18 protein-coding genes are annotated in these 21,167 nt (G+C 38.9%); all 18 read left to right on the plus strand.

Annotation, left to right across the window (positions count from 1 at the left end):
* The first annotated feature begins 149 nt into the window (after nucleotides 1–149).
* Complete coding sequence (locus tag COD92_RS05590; protein WP_098995912.1) at nucleotides 150–1,817, plus strand: ribonuclease J; 1,668 nt, start codon at nucleotides 150–152, stop codon at nucleotides 1,815–1,817.
* A 198-nt stretch (nucleotides 1,818–2,015) separates the two neighbouring features.
* Nucleotides 2,016–2,768 carry a ClpP family protease gene (locus COD92_RS05595; RefSeq protein WP_098528670.1) on the plus strand — a complete coding sequence of 251 codons (753 nt, stop codon included), beginning with the start codon at nucleotides 2,016–2,018 and terminating at the stop codon, nucleotides 2,766–2,768.
* Nucleotides 2,765–3,001, plus strand: coding sequence for a YlzJ-like family protein (locus tag COD92_RS05600; RefSeq protein WP_098528669.1), 237 nt, complete (start codon nucleotides 2,765–2,767; stop codon nucleotides 2,999–3,001). Before COD92_RS05595 ends, COD92_RS05600 begins: the two co-directional genes overlap by 4 nt.
* A gap of 117 nt (nucleotides 3,002–3,118) precedes the next feature.
* Nucleotides 3,119–5,482 carry a DNA translocase FtsK gene (locus COD92_RS05605; RefSeq protein ID WP_098528668.1) on the plus strand — a complete coding sequence of 788 codons (2,364 nt, stop codon included), beginning with the start codon at nucleotides 3,119–3,121 and terminating at the stop codon, nucleotides 5,480–5,482.
* A 361-nt stretch (nucleotides 5,483–5,843) separates the two neighbouring features.
* Nucleotides 5,844–6,569, plus strand: coding sequence for a GntR family transcriptional regulator (locus tag COD92_RS05610; protein ID WP_098528667.1), 726 nt, complete (start codon nucleotides 5,844–5,846; stop codon nucleotides 6,567–6,569).
* An 87-nt stretch (nucleotides 6,570–6,656) separates the two neighbouring features.
* Nucleotides 6,657–7,733 carry a BMP family lipoprotein gene (locus COD92_RS05615; RefSeq protein WP_098528666.1) on the plus strand — a complete coding sequence of 359 codons (1,077 nt, stop codon included), beginning with the start codon at nucleotides 6,657–6,659 and terminating at the stop codon, nucleotides 7,731–7,733.
* A 199-nt stretch (nucleotides 7,734–7,932) separates the two neighbouring features.
* Entirely contained in the window at nucleotides 7,933–9,468 is a 1,536-nt protein-coding gene (locus COD92_RS05620; protein WP_098528665.1) for an ABC transporter ATP-binding protein, read from the plus strand.
* Complete coding sequence (locus tag COD92_RS05625; protein ID WP_098528664.1) at nucleotides 9,461–10,507, plus strand: ABC transporter permease; 1,047 nt, start codon at nucleotides 9,461–9,463, stop codon at nucleotides 10,505–10,507. The genes COD92_RS05620 and COD92_RS05625 overlap by 8 nt, the downstream gene beginning before the upstream one ends.
* 1 nt (nucleotide 10,508) lies before the next feature.
* Nucleotides 10,509–11,468, plus strand: a complete 960-nt coding sequence (locus tag COD92_RS05630; RefSeq protein WP_098528663.1) for an ABC transporter permease — start codon at nucleotides 10,509–10,511, stop codon at nucleotides 11,466–11,468.
* A 252-nt stretch (nucleotides 11,469–11,720) separates the two neighbouring features.
* Nucleotides 11,721–13,001 carry an EF-P 5-aminopentanol modification-associated protein YfmF gene (gene yfmF / locus COD92_RS05635; protein WP_098528662.1) on the plus strand — a complete coding sequence of 427 codons (1,281 nt, stop codon included), beginning with the start codon at nucleotides 11,721–11,723 and terminating at the stop codon, nucleotides 12,999–13,001.
* The gene (yfmH, locus tag COD92_RS05640; RefSeq protein WP_098995913.1) at nucleotides 13,001–14,293 is read left to right on the plus strand and encodes an EF-P 5-aminopentanol modification-associated protein YfmH; all 1,293 of its coding nucleotides are present in this window, start codon (nucleotides 13,001–13,003) and stop codon (nucleotides 14,291–14,293) included. The genes yfmF and yfmH overlap by 1 nt, the downstream gene beginning before the upstream one ends.
* Before the next feature lie 211 nt (nucleotides 14,294–14,504).
* A complete protein-coding gene (ymfI, locus tag COD92_RS05645) occupies nucleotides 14,505–15,227 on the plus strand; it encodes an elongation factor P 5-aminopentanone reductase (RefSeq protein ID WP_098995914.1) in 723 nt (240 codons plus the stop codon).
* Nucleotides 15,228–15,308: 81 nt separating this feature from the next.
* Nucleotides 15,309–15,560 (plus strand): DUF3243 domain-containing protein, encoded by a 252-nt coding sequence (locus COD92_RS05650; protein WP_098528659.1) that lies wholly within the window; start codon nucleotides 15,309–15,311, stop codon nucleotides 15,558–15,560.
* A gap of 196 nt (nucleotides 15,561–15,756) precedes the next feature.
* Nucleotides 15,757–16,548, plus strand: a complete 792-nt coding sequence (locus COD92_RS05655) for a DUF3388 domain-containing protein (protein WP_098528658.1) — start codon at nucleotides 15,757–15,759, stop codon at nucleotides 16,546–16,548.
* A gap of 11 nt (nucleotides 16,549–16,559) precedes the next feature.
* Complete coding sequence (locus COD92_RS05660; protein ID WP_255295242.1) at nucleotides 16,560–17,465, plus strand: helix-turn-helix domain-containing protein; 906 nt, start codon at nucleotides 16,560–16,562, stop codon at nucleotides 17,463–17,465.
* A 52-nt stretch (nucleotides 17,466–17,517) separates the two neighbouring features.
* Entirely contained in the window at nucleotides 17,518–18,102 is a 585-nt protein-coding gene (pgsA, locus tag COD92_RS05665; RefSeq protein ID WP_098528656.1) for a CDP-diacylglycerol--glycerol-3-phosphate 3-phosphatidyltransferase, read from the plus strand.
* 34 nt (nucleotides 18,103–18,136) lie between these two features.
* Entirely contained in the window at nucleotides 18,137–19,393 is a 1,257-nt protein-coding gene (locus tag COD92_RS05670; RefSeq protein WP_098995916.1) for a competence/damage-inducible protein A, read from the plus strand.
* Between the two features lie 596 nt (nucleotides 19,394–19,989).
* On the plus strand, nucleotides 19,990–21,030 hold the full coding sequence (recA, locus tag COD92_RS05675; protein WP_098528654.1) for a recombinase RecA: 1,041 nt from the start codon (nucleotides 19,990–19,992) through the stop codon (nucleotides 21,028–21,030).
* The last annotated feature ends 137 nt before the right edge of the window (nucleotides 21,031–21,167 follow it).

Raw genomic sequence — 21,167 nt, forward strand, 5'->3', positions numbered from 1 at the left:
TTTTCAGGTATCAAGTATAATGATGATAACTGATCTTGGGTCGGCGATAGAAAAGTGAAGAACTATATTTAGTTTTGCTCCATTAATAGTTGCTTCGCGGGGGTTTATTTGCAGTATCTATTTATTGTCAGCATAGGAGGAAACGGAAATTGGTAAAGAAAAAGAATACATCCATTAAGTTTATTACACTTGGTGGTATAGGAGAAATCGGAAAAAATATGTATCTTGTTGAGGTGGACAAGGACATATTTATTATTGATGCCGGCTTAATGTTCCCCGAGGAAGAGATGCTTGGAATCGATATGGTCATTCCTGATATGACATATGTAAGAGAGAATAAGGAACGGGTTAAAGCAATTTTTTTAACACATGGACATGAAGACCATATTGGAGCGCTTTCTTACGTACTCTCTCAAGTTGATGTCCCTGTTTATGGCACAAAGCTTACTCTTGCTCTGGCTAATGCTAAGCTAAGGGAGCAAGAATATAATGGTACAGCTAATTTTATTGAAGTAGATTCAGATACGATAGTTGAATTAGATACGGTACAGGCGAGTTTTTTTAGAACGAATCATAGTATTCCGGACTCAGTTGGAGTTTGTATTCATACATCCGAAGGGATTATTGTCTATACTGGTGATTTTAAGTTTGACCAAGGGGCAACAAAGCTTTATAAAGCTGATGTTGGAAAGATGGCCTCTATTGGAGATCAAGGAGTTTTGTGTTTATTGTCTGATAGTACAGAAGCTGAAGTCCCTGGATACACCACATCAGAAACAATAGTCGAACGTGAAATGTCGAATGCTTTTTATAATGCTCCAGGCCGAATTATTGCTGCGTGTTTTGCATCAGATATCAATCGAATTCAGCATATTTTCAATTCCGCTAGTGAGAATGGCCGTAAAGTCGCGGTCGTTGGAAAGAGCCTTGAACGAATTTATCATATCGCGCTCGATCTAGGTTATCTAGAAGTAGATGAGGACCTAATCATTCCTGTTAGTGAAATTAAAAGCTACCAGGATCGTGAAATAGTTGTATTAATGACAGGGAGTCAAGGAGAACCGATTGAAGCATTACAGAAAATGGCCAAGCAAACACATAAACTTTTAAACATCCAACAGGGTGATACGGTTTTAATAGCGGCTTCACCTCTAAGAGGCAGTGAAGTGTTCTTGTTTAAAACAATTGATATGCTGTTTAGAGCTGGTGCAAATGTTATTTCTGGCAAACGTACCGTTCATGTATCAAGCCACGGCAGCCAAGAAGAATTGAAATTTATGATAAATTTAATGAAACCAAAATTCTTCATTCCTGTTCATGGTGAATATCGGATGTTGAAGGCACACCGGAAAGTGGCGTTAGAGTGTGGCCTTAAGGATCAGCAGATTGTTATTCCTGACCGTGGTGATGTTGTGGAATGGAAAGAAGGCGGTATCGGTATTACCGGAAAAGTTCCATCAGGCAATGTTTTGATCGATGGGATTGGTGTGGGAGATGTGGGCAATATCGTGTTACGCGATCGAAAGCTTTTATCTCAAGATGGTATTCTAATCGTTGTTGTTACTTTGACAAAGCAAGAAAAGAAGATTGCGGCAGGACCTGAAATTATTTCAAGGGGCTTTGTCTATGTACGGGAGTCAGAAAAGTTAATGGATGATTCAACAAAATTAGTACGTGAAATTGTGGAAAGAAATACAGCGAAAAGTACGTTTGAATGGTCAAGCTTAAAACAGGAAATAAGAGAAGAATTGAATCGCTTCTTATTTGAAAAAACAAAACGAAGACCAATGATACTGCCAATAATTATGGAAATTTAAAAGTGGAAGCGCCTTGAACAGGGGCTTATGACCCCGAGCCCCTAGGCGCTGTAGCTGGATAATTCTCAAAGTCAATTTATACCCTATTTTTATAAAAAGGCACTGGTTCTAATAAACCAGTGCCTTTTCATATTTAAAGCATGAAATTAATTCATAGGTAAATACTAAAAATATATCATGCTTGAAGGGAGTAGTAGGATGAATAACGATTACCGTAACAACGATACCGGTAAACAAGAAGGACAAGAGCCTCAAAAAGAGGAAAAGACTTCTCCATTAATAGAAAAAATTCAACAGCTAGGTCAAACGAATGTTCCTCAGCTCTCAGCCGATTCTAGTATTCATTGCTTAACCATAATTGGCCAAATTGAAGGACATCTTGCCTTGCCGCCGCAAAATAAAACAACAAAATATGAACATTTGCTGCCGCAGTTAGTGGCAATCGAACAAAACCCGAAGATTGAAGGGGTCTTGATTATTCTGAATACGGTTGGCGGTGATGTCGAAGCGGGTCTTGCAATATCAGAGATGATTGCCTCTCTATCCAAACCAACCGTTTCGATTGTCTTAGGAGGAGGACACTCAATCGGCGTACCAATCGCTGTTTCCTGTGATTATTCATTTATTGCAGAAACGGCCACCATGACAATCCATCCTATTCGCCTGACTGGGCTCGTTATTGGAGTTCCTGCAACCTTTGAATATTTGGATAAAATGCAGGAGCGGGTAGTTAATTTTGTTACGGGACACTCGAAAATAACAGAAGAAAAATTTAAAGATTTAATGTTTGCCAAAGGTAATTTAACTAGGGATATCGGGACAAATGTCATCGGTGTTGATGCTGTTAAATACGGATTAATTGATGAAGTTGGCGGTTTAGGACCTGCGATGAAGAAATTAAATGAAATGATTGAACTTCAAAAGGAGAAAAACGAGGGGCTGATTCAATGATTCTTTATACGATGATGCCAAGTGAACTGATATTTCCCTCCGAACAAACGGAAGAGAGCAAACAAAAGTTTATTACTTATCAGGGTGTTTCCATGTTAGTAGAGCAAACTGATTCAGATCATGTCCAAGTGGTACGCATCCTAAGCAGTGACCCCCAGCATTATTTAAATCAGCAGCTATGCCCGGGTGCCAAAATTTCTTTTGCTAACCTTGGAGGATTATCGGCATTGTAATAGTAGATTATGGTATAATTACTAATGGAGAAAAAGAGCAGCCAAATTTGGGCTGCTTTCTTTATACATATTTATGATATAGCATATCTGAATAACTTTAGAGTACAAGGTGATTAAATGGCCAAAAAAAAGAGAAGACAACCAAAAAAGAGGGACAATCATTTAAAACGGACCGTGCAATATGAATTATCGGCTCTCGCCATATTAGCTCTAGCGATTATTTCAATTGCCAAACTTGGGGCAGTTGGAAAAGCCACAGTTCTATTCTTCCGCTTTTGGATGGGTGAATGGTACATGCTGGGGTTGTTAGGACTAGTTATTTTAAGTGTATATTTAATGTGGAAACGAAGTATTCCTTTTTTCTTTCATATTAAGTTAGTTGGCACATATTTTATTATTTCTGCCATCCTACTATTGAGCCATGTAACACTTTTTCATTTACTTACGAATGATGGGAAATTTAAGGACCCGAGTGTAATTAGTAACACTTGGGAGTTATTTATGATGGAACTCAGAGGAGAAACAAGTACAACCGACCTTGGCGGAGGCATACTCGGAGCAGTTTTATTCGCATTATTTCACTATCTCTTCGCAGAGACAGGTACAAAAATTATTGCATTTATTTTTATATTAATTGGAATTATCCTACTTACAGGAAGATCGATTGGTGATTTCGTAGGAAAAATTATCATAACTATTTTCGATTTTTCAAAAGGTCAATGGGAAGCCTTTAAATTAGATATGTCTGAATGGAAACAGAAAAAAACAGAGCGTCGTAATGAGCGGATGGCCGAAAAGCAAATAGAAAAAGAAAACCGTAGAAGAGAGCAGGCACCAGTGATAAACAATCAGGCTCAGGAACAGGAAGAAACGATTATTCCTGAACCAATCATTTCTAGTTTTGCGGATCGTGCCTACGTGGATGTAGAAGAGTCCGCCCGTAATAAGCCTGAAAACGAACAAGCAAAAGGGAAGGAACAAAAGAGTAAAACGGCAGAGGATGACGATGACAATACCCCGCCAATCTCGTTTACCGGAGCGGTAGTCGAAAATGTGTCTTACGAATTACCACCACTAAGGCTTTTAAAGGCGCCAAGGAAAACAGACCAAAGTGGTGAATATGAGTTAATTCATGCTAATGCTGCTAAACTTGAACGAACATTCCAATCCTTTGGGGTAAAAGCCCGTGTTACCCAGGTTCACTTAGGACCTGCTGTTACAAAATACGAAGTCCACCCTGATGTTGGAGTAAAAGTTAGTAAAATCGTAAGCTTGAGCGATGACATAGCTTTAGCACTTGCTGCTAAGGGAATTCGAATTGAAGCTCCCATTCCAGGCAAATCAGCTATAGGTATTGAGGTACCAAATTCAGAAGTTGCAATGGTGTCTTTGAGGGAAGTACTAGAAAATACGCAAAATGATAAGCCCGATGCGAAACTATTGATTGGTCTTGGCAGAGATATAACTGGGGAAGCAGTCCATGCAGAACTAAACAAAATGCCGCATTTACTTGTTGCCGGGGCTACTGGAAGCGGAAAAAGTGTTTGTATAAATGGAATTATCACAAGCATTCTAATGAGAGCAAAGCCGCATGAAGTAAAATTAATGATGATTGACCCGAAAATGGTCGAATTGAATGTCTATAACGGGATCCCGCATTTACTTGCACCAGTAGTGACAGATGCAAAAAAAGCCTCACAGGCATTAAAGAAAGTCGTAAGTGAGATGGAAAGACGGTACGAACTGTTTTCCCACACAGGTACACGTAATATTGAAGGATACAATGATCATGTTAGAAAACATAACCTTGAGGAAAATGATAAACAGCCATTGTTGCCTTATATTGTGGTTATAGTTGACGAGTTGGCTGATTTAATGATGGTGGCATCATCAGATGTTGAAGATTCCATTACTCGATTAGCGCAAATGGCCCGTGCGGCTGGAATTCACTTAATTATCGCTACTCAGCGGCCATCTGTTGATGTCATCACAGGGGTAATTAAAGCTAATATTCCATCACGAATTGCCTTTGCCGTTTCAAGTGCGACCGATTCAAGGACAATCCTTGATATGGGCGGCGCAGAAAAATTGCTTGGAAGAGGCGATATGTTATTCCTGCCTGTGGGAGCATCCAAACCTGTTAGGGTTCAAGGGGCATTCCTTTCAGATCAAGAGGTAGAAGATACAGTTGAATTTGTTATTTCACAGCAAAAGGCACAATATCAAGAAGAAATGATTCCAGATGATATTCCAGAGGTAACGGGTGCTGTGGAAGATGAATTATATGATGAGGCAGTAGAGTTAATTATTGAAATGCAAACTGCATCTGTGTCAATGCTGCAGAGGCGGTTCCGAATCGGTTATACTAGAGCAGCACGATTGATCGATGAAATGGAGGCCCGCGGCGTTGTAGGTCCATATGAGGGCAGTAAACCACGTACCGTATTGCAGGCGAAACCAAAAGAGGAACAGAGTTCATAACCCTCTTTAAAAAGTTCCATTGCATGAAAGTATTCTCTAAACTATAAATAGTAGTAAAAAAGAGCCGCTAGGCTCTTTTTTTATTGGACTAATTTTTAAAAAAATTGATACTATAGTAATAGGAGGACAATGGTTAATTAGAAAACTAAATTTAGCTACATTTCTGCATTTTTCGACATCATTCTTGTGTATTTTCCAATAATATGTAAGCGTTATCTTTAATGTTAGCTTTTTTACCCCTTTTTTCGACGAAATTTTATATTCCTATTTATTTATCCCTAGAAAAATGTTAATATAAATCCGATTAGTAGGAATGATATCAGATGTCTGATGTCTTAGGAAAAAGGCTGGAGGAAACAGCATGTCTATTAAGTCAGATAACCGACACTTATATTTACAAGTAATCGATCGGTTGAAGCAAGATATTGAAAATGGTGTATATAAAGAAAAAGAAAAACTGCCATCGGAATTCGATCTTGCGAAACAACTGGGTGTAAGCAGGGCAACTCTTAGGGAAGCACTTCGGATTCTAGAAGAGGAAAACGTCATTATAAGGCGCCATGGTGTTGGTACCTTTGTTAACGCAAGACCCATGTTTACTTCTGGGATTGAACAACTTAATAGTGTCACTGACATGATCAAGCAAGTTGGGATGAAGCCAGGGACTATTTTCTTAAGTTCATCAACTCAGGGCCCTACCGAAGAGGATGTTCGTCGTTTCTCATGTTCTGTTAATGAGGAGATTTTCGTGATGGAGAGGGTAAGAACAGCAAACGGAGAACCTGTCGTCTATTGCATTGATAAGGTTCCGGAGAGTATACTGCCAGAAACATTTTCCCATGAGGAAGAATCGATTTTTCAGATTTTAGATGAAGAGGCAAATCGTAGAATTACATACGCTGTTGCCCAAATCGAACCTTTGGGTTATCATGAAAAAATTTCCCCCATTTTAGAATGTGAGCCAGAAACTGCTTTGTTAGTGCTAAAACAAATGCATTTTGATGAAACGGATGAACCTGTACTATTTTCGGTAAACTATTTTAAAGCGGATAAATTTAGTTTTCATGTATTAAGAAAAAGAACCTGATTTTTTGTTAATATATGTAAACGCAAACAGTTTCACATTATAAACATTTCTACTAAATCAAACAACATTCTTAGGGGGTACAATACCTTGAAAAAGCGTAAAATTGGAATGGCGCTATCTTTAGTTCTTGCTGCTGGGACACTATTAGGTGCTTGTGGAAAAAGCGATGACAAAAGCAAAACATCTAACGGTGGAGACAAAGATAATTTCTCTGTAGCGATGGTTACTGACGTTGGCGGTGTAGATGACAAATCATTTAACCAATCTGCTTGGGAAGGTCTTCAAAAATTTGGTAAAGATAATGGCTTGGAAAAGGGTAAAGGCGGATATGATTACGTTCAATCCAAATCCGATGCAGACTACGCAACCAACTTAAATACTCTTGCACGTCAAGATTTTGATTTAGTTTTTGGTATTGGCTTTTTAATGCAGGGTGCTGTTGATGAAATTGCAAAACAACAAAAAGATCACCATTTTGCAATTGTTGACTCTGAAGTAAAAGAACCTAATGTTGCAAGCATCCTATTTAAAGAACAAGAAGCATCATTCCTTGCGGGGGTTGCAGCTGCGATGACAACCAAATCCAATAAAATTGGATTTATTGGCGGTATTGAAGGTGCTGTTATTGAACGTTTTGAAGCAGGATTTGTAGCTGGTGTTAAAGCTGCGAAACCAGAAGCGACTGTTGACATTCAATATGCTGGTGCATTTGATAAAGCTGAACTTGGTCAATCAATCGCTTCAAAAATGTACTCTTCCGGCGCAGATGTCATTTTCCACGCTGCTGGTGGAACAGGTGTTGGCTTATTTAAAGAAGCTAATGACCGTAAGAAAAAAGATCCATCTCGTGAAATTTGGGCAATCGGTGTTGACAGTGACCAAGCAAACATGGGTCCAGATGTTGTTTTAACTTCCGCTCTTAAACGAGTAGACAATGCTGTTATCGACGTTTCTACAAAAGCGAAAGATGGAAATTTCCCTGGCGGAAAGATTGCATTATACGGTCTTGCTGAAGATGGTGTTGGTTTAGCACCAATTAATAGCAAAGCACCAAATAAAGCGGCTATTGAAACTGCTGTAAAAGATTGGACCGACAAAATTAAATCTGGTTCTGTAAAAGTTCCTGGTACTCGCGCAGAATTAAAAACTTTCAGCGCAAAATAATAAAAAAGAGGAATAAGCGGGTATTAGCCAGCTTATTCCTTCTTATTGAAATCTTAACTGAAGTGTAGAAATTCATTCTACTTTTCATTGAAGATTTTAGTGGGGAGGAAATCCCTGTTTTTTTTAAAATCTGAAAGGTCTGACCTCTTACTACTATTGGTCAAAATTTCCTTTTATCTTAATACAGGGAGTGAGAAAGATGGATTTTGTAATTGAAATGCTCAACATTCGTAAAGAGTTTGGCGGTTTCGTTGCGAATGATAACATTACCCTTCAATTAAAGAAGGGCGAAATTCATGCATTACTTGGTGAAAATGGTGCAGGCAAATCCACCTTAATGAATGTACTTTTTGGTTTATACCAGCCGGAACAAGGTGAAATTCGTGTAAAAGGGAAACCTGTTAATATTACCAATCCAAATATTGCAAATGATCTTGGTATCGGAATGGTACACCAGCACTTTATGCTTGTCGACACATTTACGGTTACGGAAAATATTATACTCGGCAGAGAAGTAACAACTGGCGGTCGAATTGACCTTAAAAAGGCAGAAAAAGAGGTTCGTGAAATCTCTGAACGTTATGGCTTGGCCGTTGACCCTCAGGCAAAGATCTCTGATATTTCCGTGGGAATGCAGCAAAGGGTAGAGATTTTAAAAACATTATACCGTGGTGCTGAGATTGTTATTTTTGACGAGCCTTCTGCTGTCCTGACACCACAAGAAATTAAAGAACTTATACAAATTATGAAAACGCTTATAAAAGAAGGGAAATCTATTATTCTCATTACCCACAAATTAAAAGAGATTATGGAAGTTGCAGATCGTTGTACTGTTATCCGTAAAGGTAAAGGGATTGGTACCGTTAATATTAGTGAAACAAATCCTAACGAACTTGCGAGCTTAATGGTTGGAAGGGAAGTAACCTTTAAAACAGAAAAAGCAGAAGCTAAACCACAACAGGATGTTCTAGATGTTCAGGATTTAGTGGTAAAAGATCCTCGCGGCATAAATATTGTAAATGGCCTAAATTTAACTGTTAAAGCCGGTGAAATAGTCGGTATCGCGGGTATCGACGGGAATGGACAAACTGAATTTATTGAAGCCATTACCGGATTACGTAAGGCGGAAAATGGAAGTATCAAATTAAACGGAAAAGAACTAATCAACCATACACCTCGAAAAATTACAGAATCAGGTGTTGGCCATATTCCACAGGACCGTCATAAACACGGTCTAGTCTTAAACTTCCCAATTGGCGAGAACATGGTTCTGCAAACCTATAATAAAAAACCATTTTCAAAAAGCGGCGTTTTAAATTTTAAAGAAATATATAAAAAGGCAAGAACTTTAATTAGTGAGTTTGATGTTCGGACACCAAGCGAGTATACATTGGCTCGGGCACTTTCCGGAGGAAACCAGCAAAAGGCGATTATCGGGCGAGAGATTGATCGAGATCCGGATCTGTTAATTGCAGCACAGCCTACACGTGGGTTGGACGTTGGGGCAATCGAATTTATTCATAAGCGTCTCATTGAGCAGCGTGACCATGGTAAAGCGGTCTTACTTATTTCATTTGAATTGGATGAAATATTAAACGTGAGTGATCGAATTGCTGTAATCTATGAAGGGAAAATCGTTGCTATTGTTAATCCAAAAGAAACATCGGAGCAGGAGCTTGGCTTGTTGATGGCTGGGTCAAATAGAAAGGAAGCAGGTGAACACTCCAATGCTTAAACGCTTTAATAGTATTTTAACACCCATTATTGCCGTGTTATTAGGTATTATCGTTGGAACCATTATCATGGTTGTCAGCGGTTATGATGCTCTAGCAGCTTTCACGGCACTTTGGAATGGAGCTTTTGGTGATTCTTATTATTTTGGAGAAGTCATTAGACAAGTTACTCCTTATATTCTAGCTGGTTTAGCGGTGGCATTTGCCTTTCGCGTTGGGCTCTTTAATATCGGGGTAGAAGGACAATTTCTAGTCGGCTGGCTTGCGGCAGTTTGGGTGGGGGTAGCCTTTGATCTTCCAAAAATTATTCATTTACCGCTTGCCATATTAGCGTCTATGGCTGCAGGGGCATTATGGGCATTCATTCCTGGTCTCTTAAAAGCTCGTTTTCGTGTTCATGAAGTAATTGTTACCATCATGATGAACTATGTAGCATTACATGTGTCCAACTATATTATTAAAAATATCATCACCGATAATAAAGATAAAACCGATATGATTAAGGAAACGGCAACATTAAGATCTGATTGGTTACAAAGTATTACAGATTATTCACGACTCCACTGGGGGATTGTTATTGCCATTATCGGATGTATTGTTATGTGGTTTTTACTCGAAAGAACTACAAGAGGATTTGAATTACGTGCAGTCGGTTTTAATCAGCATGCAGCACACTATGCGGGGATGAATGTAAATAAAAATATTATTCTCTCTATGGTTATTGCGGGTGCATTTGCCGGATTGGCCGGAGCCATGGAAGGCTTAGGCACATTCGGATATGCAACTGTAAAAGGCGGTTTCACTGGAGTTGGATTTGATGGGATTGCGGTAGCCTTGCTTGGTGCGAATACATCATTGGGTGTATTTTTCTCGGCCTTATTATTTGGCGCATTAAAAGTTGGGGCATTGAACATGCCGCTCGAAGCAGGTGTTCCAAATGAACTGGTTGATATCATTATTGCCTTGATCGTATTCTTTGTTGCATCAAGTTATATAATAAGAGTATTTCTTGACCGATTCAGTAAAAAGGAGGTGAAGTAAGTTGAGCTTAATGGAAATTTTAATAATCGTCGTTCCATCCACCTTGTTATGGGCAGCTCCACTTGTCTTCACTGCATTAGGCGGTATCTTCTCAGAGCGTTCTGGGGTTGTAAACATTGGTCTTGAGGGTTTAATGGTAATCGGCGCATTTAGTGCGATTGTGTTTAATCTTACGTTTGTTGACACGTTTGGAAGCTTAACACCATGGCTGGCAATCTTAGTTGCCATGGTTGCAGGAGCGATCTTTTCCTTGTTACATGCTGTTGCAGCGATTACATTCCGTGCTGACCATACGGTTTCAGGTGTGGCAATTAACTTACTAGCAACAGGTTTAACTTTATTCCTAGTTAAGCTTATCTATGATAAAGGTGAAACAGATATTATCAGCATAGGCTTCAACAAAATTGATATTCCGATTTTAAAAGATATCCCAATTATAGGTGAAATATTCTTCCAAAACACATATTGGACATCCTTCCTTGCTATTATCGTAGCCATTATCGTATGGTATGTTGTGTTTAAAACACCATTTGGTCTTCGTCTTCGTTCTGTTGGGGAACATCCAATGGCGGCAGATACGATGGGGATTAATGTTACAAAAATGCGCTATCTTGGTGTGATTATTTCAGGAGCCTTAGGTGGTATCGGCGGCGGAGTATACGCTCAATCGATTACCTCTAACTTCAGCCACTCTACAATTAGTGGTCAAGGCTTTATGGCAATTGCAGCGATGATTTTTGGTAAATGGCATCCACTTGGTGCAATGGGTGCGGCAATATTCTTTGGTTTCGCTCAAAGTATCAGTATCATCGGATCAAGTTTACCGTTCTTAAAAGAAATTCCAAATGTCTACTTGTTAATTGCTCCGTATGTGTTAACGGTGCTCGCTTTAACTGGATTCATCGGCCGTGCTGATGCTCCAAAGGCAAGTGGTACACATTATATTAAAGGAAGCAGATAATACGAAAAGCGGAAGCGCCTTGACGGATTGGCTTATGACCCCGAGCCCCTAGGCGCTGGAGCTAGACAATAATCCAAGTAAAGAGCTCTCAGCAAATGAGAGTTCTTTTTTAATAAATAAACGTATTTCTTGAATTGTATAGGCATGGCAAATTATAGTAAGAAGTATAGGTTTTATCTAAAAGGAAAAGATATAAAGAAAAATGTTTACATATGCTATAAGTAGGCCCTTTAGGAAAAAGGAGGATTACCAATGGACTCAACTGCAGAAAAAATCACAGAATTGCAGGGATATAAACTCCATATTATTGAAACTGAAAAGTATAAGACCAATACATTCGTCTGGAGAATGAAAGCCCCTTTAACAAAAGAAGATGTAACAAAACGGGCCCTGCTCCCGCATGTTTTACAAAGCAGCTCAGCAAAATATGCTTCCACAACAGCATTACGTTCTTACTTAGATGAGCTATATGGCGCCACTCTTTTTGTTGATTTGGCTAAAAAAGGTGAGTACCAGGTGATGAGTGTAACCTTAGAAATAGCCAATGAAAAATTTTTAAGCGACCCGGCCCCTCTGTTAAAAAAAGGGTTTGAACTATTGTCTGAGATTTTGACTAATCCAAATGCCGCTGGAAATTCCTTTGATAAGGACACAGTGGAAAAGGAAAAACGAGTACTCAAATCACGGATTCAATCTGTTTTCGATGATAAAATGCGCTATTCCAATGTCCGCCTATTAGAAGAAATGTGTAAAGGAGAACCATATGCCCTCCAGGTAAATGGTGAAGCGGGCGAGGTTGATGCGATCACACCGGAAAATTTATACGAATATTATCAAAAGGCCTTTTTAGAAGATGAAATGGATCTGTATGTAATTGGTGACGTGAACGAAGAAGAAGTAAAACAATTAGCTAGCCAATTACTGCATTTTGAAAACCGCACTCCGAAAAAAAATCAAACTGAAAAAACAACTGATAGAACTGAAGTAAATGAAGTAAAAGAAGTACAGGATGTAAAACAAGGTAAATTAAACATGGGATATAGAACAAATATTGTTTATGGAGATCCTGATTATTTTGCTCTTCAAGTCTTTAATGGAATTTTCGGGGGCTTTTCGCACTCTAAACTATTTATTAATGTCCGTGAAAAGGCAAGTCTTGCTTACTATGCAGCAAGCCGGCTTGAGAGTCATAAAGGGCTAATGATGGTTATGTCAGGGATTGATTTGAAAAACTATGATCAAGCTGTGGGAATTATTCATGAACAAATGGATGCGATGAAAAAAGGAGATTTTACTGATCAAGAATTGGAACAAACAAAGGCGGTTATCCAAAATCAAATTATGGAGACCGTTGACACTGCCAGAGGTTTAACAGAAATCCTTTACCACAATGTGGTTGCAGGTACCACTATTTCTCTTGATACGTGGATGAATGAAATGAATAATGTCACAAAGGAAGAAATCACAGCAGTGGCAGAAAAGATTCAGCTTGATACGATTTATTTCTTAACGGGAACGGAGGCGGGCAAATAATGGAGAAAATTACTTTTGACCAGCTTCAGGAAGAGCTCTTTCACGAAAAAATGTCAAATGGCTTAAATGTTTATATCCTGCCGAAGAAAGGATTTAATAAAACATATGCCACCTTTACAACCAAATACGGTTCAGTTGATAACACCTTTGTACCACTCGACAAAGATGAATATGTAAAGGTCCCAGATGGGATTGCCCACTTTTTAGAGCATAAGCTGTTTGAAAAAGAAGATGGGGATGTGTTCCAACAATTTAGCCGTCAAGGGGCTTCAGCCAATGCATTTACTTCGTTCACCCGTACGGCCTATTTATTTTCAAGTACGTCTGATGTTGAGAAAAATTTAGAAACACTGATTGATTTTGTACAAAGCCCGTATTTCTCCGAGAAAACGGTGGAAAAGGAAAAAGGGATCATCGGTCAGGAAATTACTATGTACGATGATAATCCTGATTGGCGGCTATACTTTGGCTTAATCCAGAACTTATATCAAAATCATCCAGTGAAAATTGATATTGCAGGAACGATTGAATCGATTGCGGATATTGATAAAGATTGGCTTTATGAGTGTTACAATACTTTCTATCACCCAAGTAATATGCTGTTATTTATTGTTGGTCCTGTTGACCCTGATAAAATAATGACTCAGGTGAGAGATAACCAAGCTAAAAAAGATTATAAGGATATGCCGGAAATTAAACGGAAATTTGAAGAAGAGCCGCTGCAGGCTGCTGAAAAGAAACAAGTTCTTCAAATGAATGTCCAGACTTCTAAAACTCTGCTTGGTATTAAAGCCCTTCATGTTGACCAAACGGGCGAAGTGCTGCTGAAAAATGAGTTGACCATGAATGTACTGCTTGATTTATTGTTTGGAAAAAGTTCGGAAAACTATAATAAGCTTTATGACGAGGGTCTGGTCGATGAGACCTTCTCCTACGACTATACTCAGGAGCAAGGCTTTGGTTTTGCAATGGTCGGGGGAGACACAGGAGAACCGGATAAGCTTGCTGAAAGGCTAAAGCAAGTGCTCCTTGATGCAAAGCAAGGCAGTGTGTTTAATGAAGAACAGTTAGGAAGAGCTAAAAAGAAGAAAATTGGCGCCTTTTTACGGGCTGTAAACTCTCCTGAATATATAGCCAATCAGTTTACTCGGTATGCGTTTAATGATATGAATTTATTCGATGTGGTGCCAACGCTCGAAAAAATCACCATACAGGACGTTCAAAAGTTAGCATCTGAAGTCATTTCAGAGGAACGTTTCTCTGTATGCCAAGTTATACCAAAACAAAAGTAGGCGAGGAAGCGTCGGACCACGGCGCTTCTTTGCTGTCAAATTACTGGCGGATATGCTGGAACTACTGGCGAGAAGACATCTGGAGAGTGGCGTATATGGCGGATAGGCAATTTTTACTGGAGTAATGCCTCTAACTGGGGATATCCTGAAATTACAGGCGGAAACATATAGTTAGTGGCGTATGGGCCTTATAAACGAAAGAGTGATGTAATTGAAAAAATATGTGTTATTAACGGGAGCAAGCGGGGGAATCGGAAAAGCGGTCGCCTTTCATTTAGCAGCGAAAGGCTATCATTTATACTTGCATTACAATCAAAACGAACAAACAATCCGGGAACTTAGGAATAAGCTCGAACCGTTTGGCGGTGAGTACATACCCATTCAGGCTGATTTTGCCTCAGCAAATGGTTACCAGTCCATACTGCCGCAAATCTTTTCCTTAGATGCAATTATCCATTGCGGCGGAAAAAGTCATTATGGACTGCTAGTGGATTTAAACCATAACGAAGCCCAAGAGTTATTCAATATTCATGTCTTAAATCCATTAATGCTAACCAAAGAATTATTACCAAAATTTTTAACCAAACGTTCAGGCAATATCATTGTGATTACTTCTATATGGGGACAGACGGGCGCAGCATGTGAAGTGGCTTACTCCTCTGCAAAGGGAGCGCAAATTGCTTTTGTAAAAGCACTTAGTAAAGAAGTGGCCTTAAATGGCATTCGCGTAAATGCCATTGCCCCAGGCGCTGTGGATACCCCGATGATGGAAGGATTCACTTCTGAAGAACTAGAGCAGATTTCTTTCGATATCCCAATGGGAAGAATGGCGAAACCCGAAGAAATTGCTGCAAGTGTATCTTTTTTACTTTCGGATGAGTCTTCTTATATTACAGGACAGGTGTTGTCTGTGAACGGCGGATGGTACACATAATGAAAATTTCATGGTTAGGATGAATAGTTCTGGGTGCTTCATCGCAAAATAACCTTGTACTATTCTAAAGGAGGGAATACGATGTCTGTTTTAGAAAACTGGAAACAATGGGAAGACTTCTTAGCGGACCGTCTTCATCATGCACAAAATGAAGGCATGAGTGAAGGTGCTATTAGTAACCTTGCTTTTCAAATTGGTGACTACTTAGCCAATCAAGTTGAACCAAAAAATGAACAAGAAAGAATTCTTGCCGATCTTTGGTCCGTTGCTGATAAACAAGAACAGCAGGCCATTGCCAATATGATGGTAAAACTAATTTCAAATAACGGCTAATGCTAAGAGAGAGGGACTAAAATGGTCTCCTCTCTTTTCGCTTTTTGCAAACCTTCTTGCTCTATTAGTTATAGATTTTTTAATAAATAAATCATATTCATTGTTTTTCCTTTCATCTTCTATCAAAATCATTTATTATAAGGTTTAGATGTGACAGTGTAAAAAATTTGTCGAAACTTCTTTTTGGGGGTTTTTTATTATGAAAAAAGAATGGTACTTAGAATATGAGATTCAGAAGAACCGCCCAGGTCTTTTGGGTGACATTTCCTCTTTATTAGGGATGCTGGCTATTAATATTGTCACCATTAATGGTGTAGATGAAGGCAGGCGCGGATTGTTAATCTTAGCAAAAGATGATGATCAAATAAAACGGCTTGAGTCAATTTTAAATACAATGGACACAATAAAACTAATAAAATTAAGAGAGCCAAAACTGCGTGACAGACTAGCAGTTAGACACGGCCGCTATATTCAAAGGGATGCTGATGACAAAAAAACATTCCGGTTCGTGAGAAATGAGCTTGGATTATTAGTTGATTTTATGGCAGAATTATTTAAGCAGGAGGGGCATAAACTAATCGGTATTCGCGGGATGCCTCGCGTTGGTAAAACAGAATCACTCGTTGCGGCAAGTGTTTGTGCAAATAAGCGGTGGTTGTTTGTTTCATCTACTTTGTTAAAACAAACAATTCGTAATCAGTTGATCGAGGATGAATATAACGCCAACAATTTGTTTATCCTTGATGGAATTGTCTCTACTAGACGTGCAAACGAACGTCATTGGCAGCTAGTTCGTGAAATTATGCGCTTGCCTTCCGTTAAGGTGATAGAGCATCCTGATATCTTTGTGCAAAATTCAGAATACACTCTAGACGATTTTGATTATATTATTGAACTTCGCAACGATGCCGATGAAGAAATAACCTACGATGTCGTTGACCAGCATAATATGTTCTCCGGTTCAGATTTTGGAGATTTTGATTTTTAATAAATTGGAAGGTGTTACAGTTGACGGAATTAGGGAATCGATTAAAGGAAGCCCGATTAGCTAAAAACTTAAGCTTAGACGATCTTCAAACCATAACCAAAATTCAAAAGCGATATCTAGTTGGTATTGAAGAAGGTAACTATGCAAGTATGCCCGGGAATTTTTATGTAAGGGCCTTTATTAAGCAATATGCAGAAGCACTAAATTTAAATCCTGACGAAATCTTTGAAACCTATAAAAACGAAATTCCAGCCTCCCATAATGATGAATTGCATCATTTATCACGAGTAAAAACGCACAAAGCGATTTCAAAAGGGGATTCTAAAGTATTTGATGTTTTGCCAAAAGTTTTAATAGGTGTATTTGTCATTGGCATTGCTAGTGTTTTATATTACTTTATTGCCAATCATGCCGGTGATAATAATAATGAAACGGTCAGTAATGACCGTGAGCAGGTTAAAATTGAAAAATCAACCGAACTTGAAAAAGTTAAGGCTAATGAAGTAGCAAAAGAAGATGAGACCAAAAAAGAAGAAGAAGCAGCAAAGCCTAATACGGAAACAACCCCGCCTGCTGATACACCAAAGCAGGAATTAACGGCTGTTCAATCACAGGGTAATACCACAACCTATGACTTGAAGAATACTGATAAATTTGTCGTTAAGTTAGTTTCAAAAGGACAAACATGGGTAAGCATTAAAAATGGAAAACAGAAAACCTTTTTCCAAGGAACTCTTAGAAAAGGGTCAACAGAGAGTCAAACACAAGATTTATCCGCAGAAAATATGGCTGTGATTAGGGTTGGTAATGCTGCAGATACAGATATCTATATTAACGATCAAAAGCTTGAATATGCCATTCCAGCAACAGCCAATGTTCAGAACATCAAGATTCAACATGTTCTGGAGAATCAATAGTCATCTGCTGATGGCTATTTTTCACTTTTTTCAATGATAAGGAGAAGAAATTATGAATATTCCTAATAGAATAACGGTATCAAGGATCTTATTAATCCCATTATTCTTAATAATTATGCTCGTACCCTTTGATTGGGGTAACATGCATCTTCTTGGGGCAGATATGCCTGTTACCCATTTTGTTGGTGCTCTTATTTTTATAATAGCTTCAACTACAGACTGGGTTGATGGCCATTATGCCCGTAAATATAACTTGGTGACTAACATGGGGAAATTCCTTGATCCGCTGGCTGACAAATTACTCGTGTCAGCAGCTTTAATTGTCCTTGTTGAACTTAATGATATCTATGCACCATCATGGATTGTTATTATTATTATCAGCAGAGAATTCGCTGTTACCGGACTTCGCTTACTTCTTGCAGGTGAAGGTGAAGTAGTAGCTGCGAATATGCTTGGCAAAATTAAGACATGGACACAAATTATCGCCATTTCTTCACTATTATTACATAATTTTATTTTTGAAATGATTTCGTTTCGATTTGATATTTTGTCATTATGGGTAGCCATGATATTTACCATCTGGTCTGGTTGGGATTATTTCGCTAAGAACAGCCATGTGTTAAAAAATTCAAAATAGTACATCCGAAGGAATACTGTAAGGGGGGATAGGCTTGAGGAATGCTGAGATTATTGCAGTAGGTTCGGAGTTGTTGCTCGGTCAAATTGTTAACACCAACGCGCGATTTATTTCACAGCAATTAGCGGAGCTTGGAATTAACGTTTATTTTCATACAGTTGTGGGGGACAATCCTGACAGGCTGCTTTCTGCTATTAAAACGGCCGAAACACGCGCGAATGTCATTATTTTTACCGGAGGTTTGGGACCAACTAAGGATGATTTAACAAAGGAAACGATTGCCCGTCACCTTGGAAAAAATCTTGTGATGGACCAAGATGCACTAGAATCTATCGAGCTTTATTTCACGCGCACTAATCGTGTGATGACGGAAAATAACCGTAAACAGGCATTGGTGTTAGAAGGCTCGCACATCCTTCCAAATGACCATGGGATGGCTCCTGGAATGGTGTTGGAAACGAAAGGTAACACCTATATGCTTTTGCCTGGTCCTCCAAAGGAAATGGAACCAATGTTTCGTCAATATGGCTGCATGGCCCTAGCCGCAAAGGATGTGGCGAAAGAAAAAATCGTTTCAAGAGTGCTGCGTTTCTTTGGAATAGGCGAAGCGGCATTGGAAACTGAAATTATGGATATTATTGATGCACAAAGTAACCCTACGATTGCCCCGCTTGCCGGTGATGGTGAAGTAACACTGCGCCTGACGGCAAAACACGTGGATGAGAATGTTGCGCAGTCAATGCTGGATGAAGTGGAAAAAGCGATCAGTCAACGTGTGGGTCAGTTTATTTATGGTTATGATGATACTTCTCTATTAGCAGAGCTGACGAGAGTATTGAAAGAAAGAAATTTAACGATTACTGCTGCTGAAAGTTTAACTGGAGGCTTGTTCCAGAAGGAAATAACCTCGATTGCTGGCGTTAGTTCTGTGTTTAAAGGCGGCGTGGTTTGTTATTCGAATGAAGTGAAGCATAAAATTTTGCATGTTGCACAAGAAACACTTGATAATGATGGTTCCGTGAGTGAACAATGTGCGTTTGAGCTTGCGGAGAATGCGTCCGGGTTGTTAGCAGCCGATATAGGTGTGAGTTTCACTGGTGTAGCTGGTCCGGATGAGCTTGAAGGGAAACCAGTGGGCACGGTTTATATTGGGATTGCTATTAAGGGAAGGCCTACGGTCGTTGAAATGCTTACTCTTGGGGGAACAAGGGAAGCCATTCGCAATCGTGCGGTGAAATACGGCTGTTATTTTATCTTACGGAATTTAAAAGAATCACAGAATGCTAATTAGCATTCTGTGGTTTTTTATTTTGGGGTAGAGGATAGCGGGTTTGTATTAATTGGACAGAGTTTTACCTTAGATATCTGAAGTTTTATCCAGATTAGACATTATGGAAGACACTTCTTGGGCTTCTCCATCATATTGTCCTCAAAAGGCTTCATTGATAACACTCCCTAGCCCTTCGTCGCTATTTTTGTTGGACTATTTACGAGAATCACAAAGCACATTGTCCAATAGGACTCTACTATTGGACAATTTAGGCTAAGGCATAGAGAATACTCTTCTATAGAGTCCTACTACTAGACTTATTACCAGAGTCCAAAAGAATTTTGTCCTATAAGCTATTTAATAAAACCATAGAAGTTTGATTTTTTAGATAAAAAAGGAAAATGTGATTATCAGCTAGTAATAAGCAGTAAAAAGACAAATAAAGAGGTAATAGGCCCGTTTTCCTAGTATAAATTGTTAATAAATAGGTCGAATAAACGTTCGCTTTTTTGCTCGACAAATAGACTAAAAGAAGGTATAGTAGTTATAGGAATTATATTCATAGACTAATACGTAATAATTCAAATTCTTTATATAGAAAAAGGGAGGAACTATTTGTGAGTGACCGTAAGGCCGCCTTAGAAATGGCGTTAAAACAAATAGAAAAGCAATTTGGTAAAGGCTCCATTATGAAGATGGGAGAACAAACTGAAACAAGAATATCAACTGTTCCGAGCGGCTCCTTAGCACTTGATACTGCACTTGGAGTGGGTGGATACCCTAGAGGCCGTATTATAGAAATTTACGGGCCAGAAAGTTCGGGTAAAACAACCGTTGCCCTTCATGCTATTGCAGAAGTACAAGCAAAAGGCGGACAAGCAGCGTTTATCGATGCTGAACACGCGCTTGACCCAACATATGCACAAAAACTTGGTGTTAACATTGATGAATTACTATTATCACAGCCAGATACAGGTGAACAAGCACTTGAAATCGCTGAAGCTCTAGTTCGAAGCGGTGCCGTTGACATTATTGTAATTGACTCCGTTGCTGCCCTAGTTCCTAAAGCAGAGATTGAAGGCGAAATGGGCGACGCACACGTAGGTCTACAAGCCCGCTTAATGTCACAAGCCCTTCGTAAACTATCGGGTGCCATCAATAAATCAAAAACAATCGCAGTCTTCATTAACCAGATCCGTGAAAAAGTAGGGATTATGTTCGGAAATCCTGAGACGACACCTGGTGGTCGTGCATTAAAGTTCTATTCCACTATCCGTCTTGAAGTGCGCCGTGCAGAAACATTAAAGCAAGGAAATGAAATGGTTGGTAACAGAACTAAAATTAAAGTCGTTAAAAACAAAGTGGCACCGCCATTCCGTACAGCTGAAGTCGACATAATGTACGGAGAAGGTATCTCTAAAGAAGGCGAAATCATCGATCTAGGTTCTGAATTAGATATCGTTCAAAAAAGCGGTTCATGGTACTCCTATAACAATGAAAGAGTAGGCCAAGGCCGTGAAAATGCGAAATTATTCTTAAAAGAAAATCCTGAAATCCGTGAAGATATCAACAAAAAAATCCGTGAACATTACGGCTTAGATGGTGATAAAGTAGTATCGGAAACAGAGGACGATGAGCAAATTAATTTATTAGATTAGATTAGTTCATAATAGAGCAAAGCCTGTAACCGGGTTTTGCTTTTTTAATAAAAAACGCATAAATATTCATAAAAATAAATAAATATACACCACAAACATAGCGAACTATTTATTATATATTAGGAAATTCTAAATAT

The organism is Bacillus sp. AFS037270, from assembly GCF_002585305.1.